The sequence below is a fragment of the Streptomyces sp. genome, assembly GCF_050698815.1.
GTDB lineage: Bacteria > Actinomycetota > Actinomycetes > Streptomycetales > Streptomycetaceae > Streptomyces.
The window spans coordinates 1-13790 of sequence record NZ_JBOHCV010000319.1 but is presented as its reverse complement, the minus strand read 5'-3'; the positions used below and the strand labels follow the sequence as shown (position 1 = coordinate 13790).

The following is a 13790-nucleotide window of genomic DNA, read 5'->3' as shown; positions in this document are numbered from 1 at the left end:
GCCCAGGCCCGTGTCGGCGTGCGTGTCGAGGCTCTCCGGCAGCTGCGGGGCGTCGACACGCAGCACGTCGGCGCCGAACAGCGCCAGCGTGCGGGTGGCGACCGGCCCGGCGATGACCCGGGTGAGGTCCAGTACGCGCAGGCCGTGCAGGGCGCCGCGGCCCACCAGTTCCGGCAGCGGGAGGGGCGGCGCCTGGTCCAGTCGCCCGGTGCTGAGCAGCGGGCGGGCTGCGGCCTCCGCGCCCTGTGGGTGCCGTGCCCACTCCTCCGGTGCGCGGACGGCGACGGCGAGACCGCCGGCCGCGTAGACGGTCTCCTCGACCTCGGCCGCGGTGCGCTGCGCCAGCTCCGCCGAAACGGCGTCGGCGAGTGCCGTGTCCCCGCGGCCTTGCTCCGCGACGCCGAGTGCGGACAGCAGCCTGGCGCGGTGGTGCGCGTAGTTGGCATGGGTGCGCAGCCAGCCGTCGGCGGTGCGCCAGAAGCGGGAGAAGGGGGCGAAGGCGACCCGGGCGCGGCCGTCGGCCGTCAGATGCCGCTCGCTGGCGAACGAGGTGGCCACCGCGCCGTCGTCCACCCGTACGGGCGGTACGTCGGAGCCACCTGTACGTGTGGACGACAGCTCCGCCGCGGCCAGCGAGCACACCGCGACGGTCGAGCGGGCCAGCTCCAGCACGGGCAGCCGGGCCGGAAGCAGGCCTGGACGCAGCGTGCAGGAGACCCGTCCGAGCAGGGCCCGGTCGCCTTCGAGGGCGGCCCAGGCGTGCGCGGTGCCGGGCAGGTCGGCGGCGGCCCGGGCCGGCCCGTCATCGCCCGTAGCTGACCCGTACACGCCGACCGTTGTTGGTGAAGATCGTTCCATGATGCGCATTCTGCACCCGGCGTCCGGCGTCCGGCCGCAATCGGGGTCCGGCGACGCGGCGGCCGGCCTGCGGCGGCGGGAGGCGGCGCCGCTGTGACCGCGTCAGCCCGCCGTCCCGGGGATCACCACCGGCAGCCCCCGCTCGGCGAACTCCCGCCGCGCGGCCTCGCTCAGCCGGCCGTCGGTGAGGAAGGTGTCGAAGACGTCCGCGTCACCGATCCGGGCGAAGCAGCGGACGCCGACCTTGGAGGAGTCCGCGACCACCACGGCCCGCGCCGCGCGCTGGGCCATCAGCCGGTTGGTCATCGCCTCCGCCTCGTCGTGGACCATGCCGCCCGACTCCGCGTCGATGCCGTTCACCCCGATGAAGGCGATGTCCAGGGTGAGCCGGCGCAGCACCAGTTCGCTGAAGGGGCCGGTCAGTTCGAAGGAACGGGAGTGGGCCACGCCGCCGGTCAGCACGGTCTTGAACTGCGGGCGCACGGCCAGCTCATGGGCGATGTTGAGTGAGTTGGTCACGATCGTCAGCTGGGCTGCCGACGGGCCGGGCTCCGCGAACTCCGGGCGGGTGGCCAGCGCGCGGGCGATCTCGGTCGTCGTGGTGCCGCCGCTGAGGCCGACGACGTCACCCCGCCCGACCAGCCCCGCCGCGGCCTCCGCCAACGCCCGTTTGGCCGTCGCGTGGGGACCGTGCTTGTAGCGGATCGGCAGGTCGTAGGTGACGGAGCCGATCACCGCGCCGCCCCGGGTGCGGGTGAGCAACTGCTGCTCGGCGAGGGTGTCCATGTCGCGGCGCATGGTCGCCGCCGACACCTCCAGGGCGGTGGCGGCGCCCTCCACGTCGAGCCGCCCGCGCTCGCCGAGCAGCTCCAGCAGCGCGTTCAGCCGCTCGTGGCGTTTCACGGCGTCGCCGAACCCGCCGAGCCGCCCGCGCCCAGCAGCACCGCCAGTCGCGCCGCCTCCCGCGTCACGGCGTCCCGGGCGGGACCCAGGTACTTGCGGGAGTCGATGAGCGTCGGACGTTCCGTCAGCACCTGCCGCACCTCGTCGGTGAAGACCGACACCAGATGCGTGGAGATGTTGATCTTCGTCAGGCCGGCGGAGATCGCCGCCCGCAGCTCCTCGTCCGGCACGCCCGAGGAACCGTGCAGTACCAGCGGCACGGGAAGTGCCCGCCGCAGCGCCCGGATCAGGTCCTTGTCCAGCACGGCTGTCCGCTCCCGCATGGCGTGGGAGGAGCCGACGGCGACCGCGAGGGCGTCGACCCCCGTCGCGCCCACGAAGGCGCGGGCCTCCTCCGGGTCCGTACGGGCACCGGGAGCGTGCACGCCGTCCTTGCCGCCGACCTCTCCCAGTTCCGCCTCGACGTAGACCTCCCGCTCGTGGCACCAGGCGGTGAGATCCGCGGTGGTGGCGGCGTTCTCCTCGTACGGCAGCGCGGAGGCGTCGATCATCACCGAGCGGACCCCCGCCGCGACGCCCTCGCGCAGCAGAGCGGGGTCGGTGATGTGGTCCAGGTGGACGGAGATCCCGGCCTCGGTCGCCTCCGCCAGGGCGAGGGTGGCACGGAGCAGGGGCAGCAGGCTGCCGTGATAGCGGACGCAGTTCTCGCTGATCTGGAGGATGAGCGGGACGCCGGCGCGCTCGGCGGCGGTGACGAGCGCCTCGGCGGTCTCCAGGTGTACGACGTTGAAGGCCGGCGCGCCGCCGCCCGCCGCGCGGGCGGCATCGACGATGGAGGAGGTGGGGACGAGGGGCATGCGGCACCTTCCCGGTCTGGTTCCCGGTCTGGAGGGGGCGAGGAGGAGGGGCGGCTCAGGAGGGGTCGAGTAGGACCGAACGGGTCAGGCCGCGCGGGTTGTCCGGGTCCAGGCCGCGGGCACGGGCCCGCTCCAGTGCCACCCGCTGCACCAGCACCAGCTCCGCCAGCGGGTCGCGCCCCTCGTGCCGGACGAACGTGGCGCCGGTGCGCGTCACCTCCTGCTCCAGCCCGTCCGGAGCGGGACCGAAGAGCCAGCTGACGCGCCCGGGCGCGGCGATGGCCACCGGACCGTGCCGGTACTCCATGGCCGGATAGGACTCTGTCCAGCTCTGCGCCGCCTCCCGCATCTTCAGCGCCGCTTCGTGCGCCAGCCCGACGCTCCAGCCGGTGCCCAGAAAGGTGAACTGCCCGGCGTCCAGCCACTCCTGCCGTACGGGCAGGGTCAGCGCCTCCTCCGCGTCCCGCACCGCGCCCGAGAGGTCCTCGCCCAGGTGCGCGCGGAGCAGGGCGAGCGCGGTCGTGGCGAAGCGGGTCTGCACTACCGAGCGTTCGTCGGCGAAGGGCAACGCCACCGTCTCGTCGGAGAGTTCGGCGGCCGGGGTGTCCGGATCGCCGAGCACGGTGACCGTGGGGATGCGCCCCCGCAGCGCGTCGAGCAGCCGCAGCACCTCGGTCGTGGTCCCGGAGCGGGTGATGGCCAGGACGACGTCGTACCCCCGCTCGGTCCCGAGCGGCGCCTCCGACGCGGCGAACGCGTCCGTCACCCCCAGCCCCGCCCCCTCGCGCAGGGCGGCGAAAGACTGGGCCATGAACCACGAGGTCCCGCACCCGACGACCGCCACCCGCTGCCCGGTCCGGGGCAGCGGCGGTCCGGCCGCGGCCTGCCGGACCGCGGACCGCCAGGTGTCGGGCTGGCTGCGCAGCTCCCGCTCCATGTGCGTCGCCGTCTCGCTCACGGGACCCCGCCTCTCCGTGCGTCGCTGGAAAGCTGATGCGTGAAGCTGCAAGATTGAGCTTCACCGCAAGCAATATTACGCACAGAGTCGCGCGGGAGGCGGTGGAGTGGCCGGCGGCGATCGGACGGCCGCCCCGCGGGCCTCCTGCGGTCGTGGTCGCCTCGTGGTGGCCTTGTGTGGCATACGCCACTGCCGCCGTGGGTGGTCCGTCGCCGCCGTCGGCTTGTGGAAAGTGGAACGCGTTCTTAGCATTCTTGGTGTTACATCAGTTGTGTCACATGGCTGGGGGCTTGATGGCAACGGCAGCGCGGAACGCGGCGGGCCCGCTCGACGGGGTGCGCGTCGTGGAGCTGGCCGGGATCGGACCCGGGCCGTTCGCGGCGATGCTTCTCGCCGATCTCGGCGCGGACGTCGTGCGCGTCGACCGGCCCGGCGGGCCTGTGCTGGGCATCGACCCCGCCTGCGACATCACCAACCGGAACAAGCGCTCCGTCATCCTCGACCTGAAGGACGAACGCGGTGTCGCGGCCGTACTCGACCTCGTCGAGCGGGCCGACGTCCTGCTCGAGGGCAACCGCCCGGGCGTCGCCGAACGCCTCGGTGTCGGCCCTGACGCCTGCCTGGCCCGCAACCCCCGGCTCGTCTACGGACGCATGACCGGCTGGGGCCAGGACGGGCCGCTCGCCCAGCGCGCCGGACACGACATCGGCTACATCGCGCTCACCGGAGCACTCGGCATGACCGGTCCCGCCGAGGGACCGCCCTACGCCGCGGCCAATCTGCTGGGCGACTACGCCGGCGGTTCGCTCTATCTGGTGATCGGCGTGCTCGCCGCGCTCCAGCACGCGCGCGCCGAGGACGGCGCCGGGCAGGTCGTCGACGCCGCGATCGTGGACGGCACCAGCCACCTGACCACCATGATCCACGGCATGCTGGCGGCCGGCGGCTGGCAGGACCGGCGCGGGGCGAACCTGCTGGACGGCGGCGCCCCCTTCTACGGCACCTACGAAACGGCGGACGGCGGTTTCATGGCCGTCGGCGCACTGGAACCACGCTTCTACGCCGAGTTCGTCCGCCTGCTCGGCATCGAGGACGAGGCGCCGGACCGCGAGGAGCCGGGCGCCTGGGCGGAGCTGCGGGCCGCCGTCGCCGCCCGCTTCAAGACCCGTACGCGGGCGGAGTGGGACGAGGTCTTCCAGGACTCCGACGCCTGCGTCGCGCCCGTGCTCTCCCTCGGCGAGGCGCCCCGGCACCCGCATCTGGCGGCCCGCCGCACCTTCGTCGAACACGGGGGCATCACCCAGCCGGCCCCCGCGCCCCGCTTCTCCGGCACGCCCACCGCCGTCACCCGGCCGCCCGCGCTGCCCGGCGCGGACGCCGCCGGGGTGGCACGGGACTGGGACCTGCCCGCCCTCGCCGAGCCGGCCCCCGCTCCCGCGCCTGCTTCCGCTTCCACCCCGGCTTCCGCGCCCGCATCCGACCCCGCCAAGGACAGTGACGCATGAAGATCGCCACCCCGCTCCAGTACGCCGACAACCCCCGCACCGCCGCCGACGAGGTCGCGAAGCTGGAGGCCGCCGGCCTCGACGCGGTCTGGGTCGCGGAGGCGTACGGCTTCGACTCGCCCACCGTCATGGGCTATCTCGCCGCCCGCACCGAGCGGATGCAGATCGGCGCCGCCATCCTCAACGTCTACTCCCGCACCCCGGCCCTCATCGCCCAGACCGGCGCCGGCCTCGACGTCCTCTCCGAGGGGCGCGCCCTGCTCGGCCTGGGCGCCTCCGGGCCGCAGATGATCGAGGGCTGGCACGGCATGCCGTACGACAAGCCGCTGGGCCGTACCCGCGAGACGATCGAGCTGTGCCGCCGCATCTGGCGCCGCGAGATCATCGAGCACCACGGCATCACCGACATGCCGCTGCCAGCGGAGAAGGGCGGCAGGCTGGGCAAGCCGCTGAAGATGCTCAACCACCCCGTGCGCGCGGAGATCCCCCTCTACGTCGCGGCGCTGGGCCCGGCCAACGTCAGGATGACCGCCGAGATCGCGGACGGCTGGCTGCCGCACCTGTTCGTACCCGAGAAGGCCAAGGACGTGTGGGGCGCCGCGCTGGCCGACGGGACGGCCAAGCGCGCACCGGAGCGCGGCCCGCTGGAGATCTCCGCGGGCACGCTGCTGGCCATCGGCCCGGACGCGGCGGAAATACGGGAATCCGTGCGCCCCCTCATCGCCCTCTACATCGGCGGCATGGGGGCCAAGGGCAAGAACTTCTACAACGACGTGGCCCGCGCGTACGGTTATGAGGAGGCCGCCGAGAAGGTGCAGGACCTCTACCTCGCGGGAAGGAAACGGGAGGCCGAGGCCGCCGTGCCGGCCGAGTTCTGCGAGCTGGTCTCTCTCTGCGGTCCCGAGGGCTACGTGCGCGAACGTATCGAGGCGTTCCGCGAGGCCGGGGTCACCATGCTCAACGTCACCCCCGTCGGACCCGACCCGGCCAGGCTCATCGCACAGGTCAAGAGCTGGCTCTAAGGAGCATCCACCATCATGAAGCGCCAGATCTTCACCGAGGACCACGAAGCGTTCCGGCAGACCGTCCGCACCTTCCTCGCCAAGGAGGTCGCACCCCACCACGAGCAGTGGGAGCGGGACGGCATCGTCTCCCGCGACGTCTGGCTGGCGGCCGGCCGGCAGGGCCTGCTCGGGCTCGCGGTGCCCGAGGAGTACGGCGGCGGGGGAGTGGAGGACTTCCGCTACGCCGCCGTGCTCGGCGAGGAGTGCACCCGCGCGGGCGCCTCCGGCCTCGCCCTGAGCCTGCACAACGACATGGTCGGCCCCTATCTGACCTCGCTGTGCACCGCTGAGCAGAAGCGCCGCTGGCTGCCCGGCTTCTGCTCGGGCGAGATCATCACCGCCATCGCCATGACCGAGCCGGGCGCCGGCTCCGACCTGCAGGGCATCCGAACGAGCGCCGAGGACAAGGGCGACCACTGGGTGCTCAACGGCGCCAAGACCTTCATCTCCAACGGCATCATCTCCGACCTCGTCGTCGTGGTCGCCAGGACGAAGCCGGAAGGCGGCGCGAAGGGGCTCAGCCTGCTCGTCGTCGAGCGCGGCATGGCGGGCTTCGAACGCGGCCGCAACCTCGACAAGATCGGTCTGAAGGCTCAGGACACGGCCGAGCTGTTCTTCACCGACGTCCGCGTGCCCAAGGAGAACCTGCTCGGCGAACTCAACGGCGCCTTCGGGCACTTGATGACCAACCTGGCCCAGGAGCGGATGGCCATCGCCGTCACGGGCATCGCCGCGGCCGAGCACGTGCTGGAGCTGACGACGCACTACGTCAAGGAACGCGAGGCGTTCGGGCGGCCGCTCGCCAAACTCCAGCACATCCGCTTCGAGATCGCCGAGATGGCCACCGAGTGCGCCGTCACCCGCAGTTTCCTCGACCGCTGCATCGAGGACCACGCGAAGGGCGAACTGGACGCGGTGCACGCGTCCATGGCCAAGTGGTGGGCGACGGAGCTGCAAAAACGCGTCACCGACCGCTGTCTCCAACTGCACGGCGGCTACGGCTACATGAACGAATACCCCATCGCCCGCGCCTTCACGGACGGACGCATCCAGACCATCTACGGCGGCACGACCGAGATCATGAAGGAGATCATCGGCCGCTCGATCCTGGGCTGAGCCGCCCGCCCCGCACCCGACCCGTACTCCCCGTACGCACCGAAAGGCTGCTGATCGTGAGCACCGAAGCGTATCTCTACGAAGCCATCCGCACCCCGCGCGGGCGTGGAAAGGCCAACGGTGCCCTGCACGGCACCAAGCCCATCGACCTCATCGTCGGCCTCATCCACGAGATGCGCCGCCGCTTCCCCGGCCTGGACCCCGCGGCCATCGACGACGTCGTGCTCGGCGTCGTCAGCCCGCTGGGCGACCAGGGCTCTGACATCGCCAAGACCGCCGCGATCGCCGCAGGGCTGCCCGACACCGTCGCCGGCGTGCAGGAGAACCGCTTCTGCGCCTCCGGCCTGGAGGCGGTCAACCTCGCGGCGGCGAAGGTACGTTCGGGCTGGGAGGACCTCGTCCTGGCGGGCGGTGTCGAGTCCATGTCCCGGGTGAAGATGGGCAGCGACGGCGGCGCCTGGGCCATGGACCCGATGACCAGCTTCGAGACCGGCTTCGTGCCGCAGGGCATCGGCGCCGACCTCATCGCGACCATCGAGGGCTTCTCCCGGCGTGACGTCGACGAGTACGCGGCCCGGTCCCAGGAACTGGCCACCGAGGCGTGGAAGGACGGGCGCTTCGACCGCTCCGTCGTCCCCGTCACCGACCGCAACGGCCTCGTCGTTCTCGACCGTGACGAACACATCCGGCCCGGCACCACCGCCGACTCCCTCGCCGGCCTGAAGCCCTCCTTCGCCGACATCGGCGAGCTGGGCGGCTTCGACGCGGTCGCGCTGCAGAAGTACCACTGGGTGGAGGAGATCGACCACGTCCACCACGCGGGCAACTCCTCCGGCATCGTCGACGGCAGCGCCCTGACCGCCATCGGCAACGCGGAGGTCGGCGAGCGCTACGGGCTGCGCCCCCGCGCCCGTATCGTCTCCGCCGCCGTCTCCGGCGCCGACCCGACCATCATGCTCACCGGCCCCGCGCCCGCTTCGAAGAAGGCCCTCGCCAAGGCCGGCCTGACGGCGGCGGACATGGACCTGGTCGAGATGAACGAGGCGTTCGCGGCCGTCGTGCTGCGGTTCGCCAAGGACATGGACCTGCCGCTGGAGAAGGTCAACGTCAACGGCGGCGCCATCGCCATGGGCCACCCGCTCGGCGCCACCGGCGCGATGCTGCTGGGCACCCTCGTCGACGAACTGGAGCGCCGCGACCTGCGCTACGGCCTGGCCACGCTGTGCGTCGGCGGCGGCATGGGCAGCGCCACCGTCATCGAACGGCTCTGACCCGGCACCGCCCCGACACGGCCCCCGGCCCCGCCCTCACGTACGGAGAAGCACTCACCATGCCCGAGTCCACGACCATCCGCTGGGAACAGGACGACACCGGCGTCGTCACCCTCGTACTGGACGACCCCGACCAGTCCGCCAACACCATGAACGCGGCGTTCAAGGCATCGCTCCGCGTGATCGCCGACCGTCTCGAGACCGAGAACGAGGCGGGCAACGTCCGCGGCGTCATCGTCACCTCCGCCAAGAAGACCTTCTTCGCCGGCGGCGATCTCAACGACCTCATCCGCGCCCGGCCCGAGGACGCCGAGGAGGTCTTCGAGTCGAGCATGGCGATCAAGCGTGACCTGCGCCGCATCGAAACCCTCGGCAAGCCGGTCGTCGCCGCGGTCAACGGCGCGGCGCTCGGCGGCGGTTTCGAGATCGCGCTGGCCTGCCACCACCGCGTCGCCCTCGACGCCAAGGGCTCCAAGATCGGCTGCCCGGAGTCCACGCTCGGGCTGCTCCCGGCGGGCGGCGGCGTCACCCGCAGCGTCCGGCTGCTGGGCATCACCGACGCGCTGCTGAACGTGCTCCTCCAGGGGCAGCAGTACTTCCCCGCCAAGGCGAAGGAGAAGGGCCTCGTGCACGAGGTCGTGGACAGCGAGGAGGCCATGCTGGCCGCCGCCCACGCCTTCATCGACGCCAACCCCGCATCGCAGCAGCCCTGGGACGTCAAGGGCTACAAGATCCCGGGCGGCACCCCGTCCCACCCGAAGTTCGCCGCCAACCTGCCCGCCTTCCCCGCGAACCTGGCCAAGCAGATCAGCGGCGCCCCCTACCCGGCGCAGCGCAACATCCTGGCCGCCGCCGTCGAGGGCTCCCAGGTCGACTTCGACAACGCCCAGATCATCGAGGCCCGTTACTTCGTGGAGCTGGTCACCGGCCAGATCTCGAAGAACATGATCCAGGCGTTCTTCTTCGACCTGCAGGCCGTCAACGCCGGCCGCAGCCGCCCGCAGGGCATCGAGCCGCGTCCCGTACGCAAGGTCGCCGTGCTCGGCGCCGGCATGATGGGCGCCGGCATCGCCTACTCCTGCGCCAAGGCCGGGATCGAGGTCGTACTCAAGGACGTCTCCCTGGAGGCCGCCGAGAAGGGCAAGAGCTACTCGGCCGGTCTGCTGGAGAAGGCGCTCGCGCGCGGCCGTACGACCGAGGAGAAGCGGGACGCGCTGCTGGCCCGTATCACCCCGGCCGCCGACCCCCAGGCCGTGGCGGGCTGTGACGCCGTCATCGAGGCGGTCTTCGAGGACCCCGCGCTCAAGCACAAGGTCTTCCAGGAGATCCAGGACATCGTCGAGCCCGACGCGCTGCTGTGCTCCAACACCTCCACGCTCCCCATCACCGCCCTCGCCGAAGGCGTCACGCGCGAGGCGGACTTCATCGGGCTGCACTTCTTCTCGCCCGTCGACAAGATGCCGCTGGTGGAGATCATCAAGGGCGGCGGGACCGGGGACGAGGCGCTGGCCCGCGCCTTCGACCTGGTGCAGCAGATCAAGAAGACGCCCATCGTCGTCAACGACTCCCGAGGCTTCTTCACCTCGCGCGTCATCGGCCACTTCATCAACGAGGGCGTCGCCCTGCTCGGTGAGGGCGTGGACCCCGCCACCGTCGAGCAGGCCGCGGCCCAGGCCGGCTACCCGGCCAAGGTGCTCTCCCTGATGGACGAACTGACCCTCACCCTGCCCCGCAAGATCCGCGACGAGTCGCGACGGGCGCTGGAGGCCGAGGGCGTCACCTGGGCGCCGCACCCCGCGGACGCGGTCATCGACCGGATGGTCGACGAGTTCGGGCGTACGGGCCGCAGCGGCGGCGCGGGCTTCTACGACTACGGCGAGGACGGCAAGCGCGGCAAGCTGTGGCCGGGCCTGCGCGAGCACTTCGGACCCCCGAACGGCACAGCAGACCACGGCATCCCCTTCACGGACATGCAGGAGCGGATGCTCTTCGCCGAGGCGCTGGACACCGTGCGGCTCTTCGAGGAAGGCGTCCTCACCTCGGTGGCCGACGCCAACATCGGCTCCATCATGGGCATCGGCTTCCCGCCCTGGACCGGCGGCGTGATCCAGTACGTGAACGGCTACGAGGGCGGGCTCACCGGCTTCGTGGCCCGCGCCCGGGAACTGAGGGAGCGCTACGGCGACCGGTTCGCCGTACCGGCGCTGCTGGCGGACAAGGCGGAGCGGGGCGAGGTCTTCAAGGACTGATCCCGCCGGCCCCGTCCTGGTCGGCGGAGTGCGGGGCGCGCTCCTTCGCGAACGCGCCCCGCAGCTCCTCCTTCATCGACCGCTGGAACGCGGTCATCAGCGCCTGCACCACCATCGGCTGCATGTGCGCCGACAGCGACTTCATCCGCTCCAGCTGCTCCGGGTCCGCCTCCCGCTCCCGGTACGGCCGCCACACCTCGTCCCGGAACAGGCGGCTCAGCTCACGCGCCGCCGAGCGGGAGTGCTCCAGCATCACCTCGCGGGCGGCGAGGATCGTCTCCTGGGTGATCGGCACGTCCAGCAGCCGCACCCCCAGGTGCAGCAGCCCGGGGTCGACCCGGAAGACGGCCGGGTCCTCCGTCGCCGTCAGCACGTCCATCGCCGCCAGCCGCTGGAGGTCGTCGTCCGTCAGTTCCCGGCCGACCCGTCCCTCCAGCTGGTCCCGGGTCGCCTCATCGACGGTGTCGGGCATCCAGGAGGTGACCATGGCGCGGTGGATGGCCAGGTCGTGCGGGCTGATGTCGTCCGGCAGCCGCTGGAGATAGCGCTCGATCGCCGAGAGCGTCATGCCCTGGTTCTGCAGTTCCTCGATCAGCGCCAGCCGGGAGAGGTGATCCGGCCCGTAGCGGCCCACCCGGCGCGGGCCGATGGTGGGCGGCGGCAGCAGGCCGCGGGTGCTGTAGAAGCGGACCGTACGGACGGTGACGCCCGCCCGGGCGGCGAGCTGCTCCACGGTCAGGCTGTCCGGCCGGCCGTCGCCGCCCTGGTCCGCCCGCTGCCGCTGCTCCATTCGACCGCGCCTCTCTCCGTGCCGTTCGCCCAGCCCATTGTGTTCAACAGTATTGCTGTCTCACCAGTCGTGTATTGCAATACCCCCGGGAAGGACTTCCAGGCCCGGTATATCCGCCGCCCCGTTCGGAGGCCGCCATGACCGCCATCCTTCGGCTCCCTGCCGCAGACCCCGCCGAACTGACCGTCCCCGACCTGCTGTTGCGCAACGCCGAGGACCACGGCGACCTGCCCGCCCTGTCCTGGCGTACGGACACCGGGAGTGGCCCCGACGCCGGCGGAGGCACCGACGCCGCCGCCGGCCGCCCCGGGTGGACCACCCTGACCTGGAGCCAGGCACGGGACCGGGTCGCCCGGCTCGCCGCCGGTTTCACCGCCCTCGGCGTCGGGCGCGGAGACCACGTCCTGATGATGATGGGCAACCGCCCCGAACACTGGCTGACCGACCTCGCCCTCGTCCATCTCGGCGCTGTCCCGGTCTCCGTTTACGGCACCGCCGCGCCCGGCCAGATCGCCCACATCGTCCGGCACAGCCGCGCCCGGCTCGCCGTGGTCGGGGGAGCGGCGGAGGTAGCGGCCTGGGAGCCGCTGCCGCTCCGCCTGGTCGTGGTGGAGCCGGATCACGAGGAGCGGGCGGGACAGGCCGGACAGCCCGGACAGGCCGGACAGCACATCCCGTTCGCCCAGGTGGCCCGCCCGTACGACCAGGAGGTCTTCGAACGGACGTGGCGGGCGGCGGCGGCCGGCGACCCGGTCACCGTCGTCTACACCTCCGGCACCACCGGAGACCCCAAAGGCGTCGTCGTCTCCCACCGCAACGTCGTACTCAACGGCCTCGCCCTGGACCGCGTGGTCGAACTGCCCGACCACGTCGAGCACATCTGCTACCTGCCCTTCGCGCACATCGCCGAGCGGATGCTCGGCATCTATCTGCCGGTCCTCCGTGCCTCGCACGTCCACCTGTGCGAGGACCCCGGGCAGGTGGCGGCGACGGCGAGGGAGCTGCACCCGGCGCAGTTCTTCGGCGTGCCGCGGGTGTGGGAGAAGCTGGCCGCCTCCGTACGGGCCGCCCTGGCGCACCTCCCGGACGAGCGGCGAGCGGCGGTCGAGGAGGCCGGGGACGTGGCCCGCGCGTACGTCGGCCACCGTGAACGCGGCGAGCGGCCGCCCCCCGGATTGGCCGCTTCCTACGAGCGCGCCAAGCGTGACGTGCTCGACCCCCTCCTGGCCATGGCCGGATTCGAGCGGCTGGTGTGGACGGCGAGCGCGTCCGCGCCGATGCCGATGGACGTGGTGCGCTTCTGGGCCGGTTTCGGCATCGTGATCATGGATGCCTGGGGTCTGACGGAGACGGTCGGCGTCGCCACCACCAACAGCCCGGCGGCCTTCCGGCTGGGCTCGGTGGGCAGGCCGCTGGAGGGAGTGGAGCTGCGCACGGCCTCCGACGGCGAGATCGAGGTGCGCGGCCGCACCGTCGTCGACGGCTATCTGCGGGCCGACGGGTCGGTGGAGCCGGTGACGGACGAGGAGGGGTGGTTCGCGACGGGCGACATCGGGCGCCTCGACGAGGACGGCTTCCTCTGGCTGACCGACCGCAAGAAGGAGATGATCGTGACCTCCACGGGCAAGAACGTCTCGCCCGCGCTCGTCGAGAACACGCTCAAGGAACATCCCCTCATCGGCCAGGCGTTCGTACACGGCGACGGCCGGTCCCACCTCGTCGCGCTGCTGGTGCTGGACGGGGAGCTGGCACCCGCGTGGGCGGCGGCCCGAGGCCTGGACGCGGACCTCGCGGCACTGGCCGGCCACTCCACGGTCCTCGCCGAGATCGACCGCGCCGTGGCGGCGGCCAACGCTCGCCTCAACCGCACCGAGCAGGTCAAGCGGTACCGCCTGCTCAGCGAGGAATGGGGCCCGCAGACCGGTGAGTTGACGCCGTCTCTGAAGCTGCGCCGCCGGGTCGTACGTGACAAGTACGGTTCCGTCATCGACGAGCTGTACGAGCCGTAGAGAACTCGCGGGCCGTGCTGTGCCTCGTCGCGGCCGATGGCGCCGTAGGCGACGATCACCGCCTCGCCCGCTCCGATGACCGAGTCACCGACCGGCACGTCCTCGGTCGCGAAGCGGATCAGGACGTGCGTGGTCGGCGCGTTCCAGCGCAGGGTCTCCTCGATGACGCCCTCCCAGCTCGCCTCCCCCGCCCGGACGAGCGCGAGCTGG

At 72.1% G+C, this 13790-nt stretch carries 11 protein-coding genes and 1 pseudogene; 6 read left to right on the top strand and 6 right to left on the bottom strand.

The window, feature by feature from the left end:
- The 4 genes from ACRDP3_RS11705 to ACRDP3_RS11690 form a co-directional block, all read right to left on the bottom strand.
- On the bottom strand, positions 1 to 858 hold an 858-nt coding region (locus ACRDP3_RS11705; RefSeq protein WP_431516825.1), incomplete at its 3' end, for a CoA transferase.
- Positions 859 to 960: 102 nt separating this feature from the next.
- Complete coding sequence (locus ACRDP3_RS11700; protein ID WP_431516824.1) at positions 961 to 1761, bottom strand: DeoR/GlpR family DNA-binding transcription regulator; 801 nt, start codon at positions 1759 to 1761, stop codon at positions 961 to 963.
- Complete coding sequence (locus ACRDP3_RS11695; RefSeq protein ID WP_431516823.1) at positions 1758 to 2618, bottom strand: class II fructose-bisphosphate aldolase; 861 nt, start codon at positions 2616 to 2618, stop codon at positions 1758 to 1760. The genes ACRDP3_RS11700 and ACRDP3_RS11695 overlap by 4 nt, the downstream gene beginning before the upstream one ends.
- Before the next feature lie 55 nt (positions 2619 to 2673).
- Positions 2674 to 3576 (bottom strand): SIS domain-containing protein, encoded by a 903-nt coding sequence (locus ACRDP3_RS11690; RefSeq protein ID WP_431516822.1) that lies wholly within the window; start codon positions 3574 to 3576, stop codon positions 2674 to 2676.
- Between the two features lie 293 nt (positions 3577 to 3869).
- On the opposite strand from ACRDP3_RS11690, the gene ACRDP3_RS11685 reads away from it, so the two are divergent.
- From ACRDP3_RS11685 to ACRDP3_RS11665, 5 genes are read left to right on the top strand one after another with little or no spacing between them, the layout of a single operon-like run.
- Positions 3870 to 5081 carry a CaiB/BaiF CoA transferase family protein gene (locus tag ACRDP3_RS11685; protein WP_431516821.1) on the top strand — a complete coding sequence of 404 codons (1212 nt, stop codon included), beginning with the start codon at positions 3870 to 3872 and terminating at the stop codon, positions 5079 to 5081.
- Entirely contained in the window at positions 5078 to 6103 is a 1026-nt protein-coding gene (locus ACRDP3_RS11680; protein WP_431516820.1) for an LLM class F420-dependent oxidoreductase, read from the top strand. The genes ACRDP3_RS11685 and ACRDP3_RS11680 overlap by 4 nt, the downstream gene beginning before the upstream one ends.
- 15 nt (positions 6104 to 6118) lie before the next feature.
- Positions 6119 to 7261 carry an acyl-CoA dehydrogenase family protein gene (locus ACRDP3_RS11675; RefSeq protein ID WP_431516819.1) on the top strand — a complete coding sequence of 381 codons (1143 nt, stop codon included), beginning with the start codon at positions 6119 to 6121 and terminating at the stop codon, positions 7259 to 7261.
- Between the two features lie 56 nt (positions 7262 to 7317).
- Entirely contained in the window at positions 7318 to 8532 is a 1215-nt protein-coding gene (locus tag ACRDP3_RS11670; protein WP_431516818.1) for an acetyl-CoA C-acetyltransferase, read from the top strand.
- 59 nt (positions 8533 to 8591) lie between these two features.
- Entirely contained in the window at positions 8592 to 10781 is a 2190-nt protein-coding gene (locus tag ACRDP3_RS11665) for a 3-hydroxyacyl-CoA dehydrogenase NAD-binding domain-containing protein (RefSeq protein WP_431516817.1), read from the top strand.
- Here the strand turns inward: ACRDP3_RS11665 and ACRDP3_RS11660 are convergent.
- On the bottom strand, positions 10771 to 11571 hold the full coding sequence (locus ACRDP3_RS11660) for a MerR family transcriptional regulator (protein ID WP_431516816.1): 801 nt from the start codon (positions 11569 to 11571) through the stop codon (positions 10771 to 10773). The genes ACRDP3_RS11665 and ACRDP3_RS11660 overlap by 11 nt on opposite strands.
- A gap of 137 nt (positions 11572 to 11708) precedes the next feature.
- Here ACRDP3_RS11660 and ACRDP3_RS11655 point away from each other — a divergent pair, with 137 nt between their 5' ends.
- Entirely contained in the window at positions 11709 to 13580 is a 1872-nt protein-coding gene (locus ACRDP3_RS11655; RefSeq protein ID WP_431516815.1) for an AMP-dependent synthetase/ligase, read from the top strand.
- An 8-nt stretch (positions 13581 to 13588) separates the two neighbouring features.
- On the opposite strand, the pseudogene ACRDP3_RS11650 reads toward ACRDP3_RS11655, so the two are convergent.
- Positions 13589 to 13790: pseudogene (locus ACRDP3_RS11650) on the bottom strand (cytochrome P450); the annotation flags it as partial.

Coding starts and splice junctions, on each gene's coding strand:
- ACRDP3_RS11695 (WP_431516823.1), bottom strand. CDS start 2,618: ATGCCCCTCGTCCCCACCTCCTCCATCGTCGATGCCGCCCGCGCGGCG.
- ACRDP3_RS11685 (WP_431516821.1), top strand. CDS start 3,870: ATGGCAACGGCAGCGCGGAACGCGGCGGGCCCGCTCGACGGGGTGCGC.
- ACRDP3_RS11680 (WP_431516820.1), top strand. CDS start 5,078: ATGAAGATCGCCACCCCGCTCCAGTACGCCGACAACCCCCGCACCGCC.
- ACRDP3_RS11675 (WP_431516819.1), top strand. CDS start 6,119: ATGAAGCGCCAGATCTTCACCGAGGACCACGAAGCGTTCCGGCAGACC.
- ACRDP3_RS11665 (WP_431516817.1), top strand. CDS start 8,592: ATGCCCGAGTCCACGACCATCCGCTGGGAACAGGACGACACCGGCGTC.
- ACRDP3_RS11660 (WP_431516816.1), bottom strand. CDS start 11,571: ATGGAGCAGCGGCAGCGGGCGGACCAGGGCGGCGACGGCCGGCCGGAC.
- ACRDP3_RS11655 (WP_431516815.1), top strand. CDS start 11,709: ATGACCGCCATCCTTCGGCTCCCTGCCGCAGACCCCGCCGAACTGACC.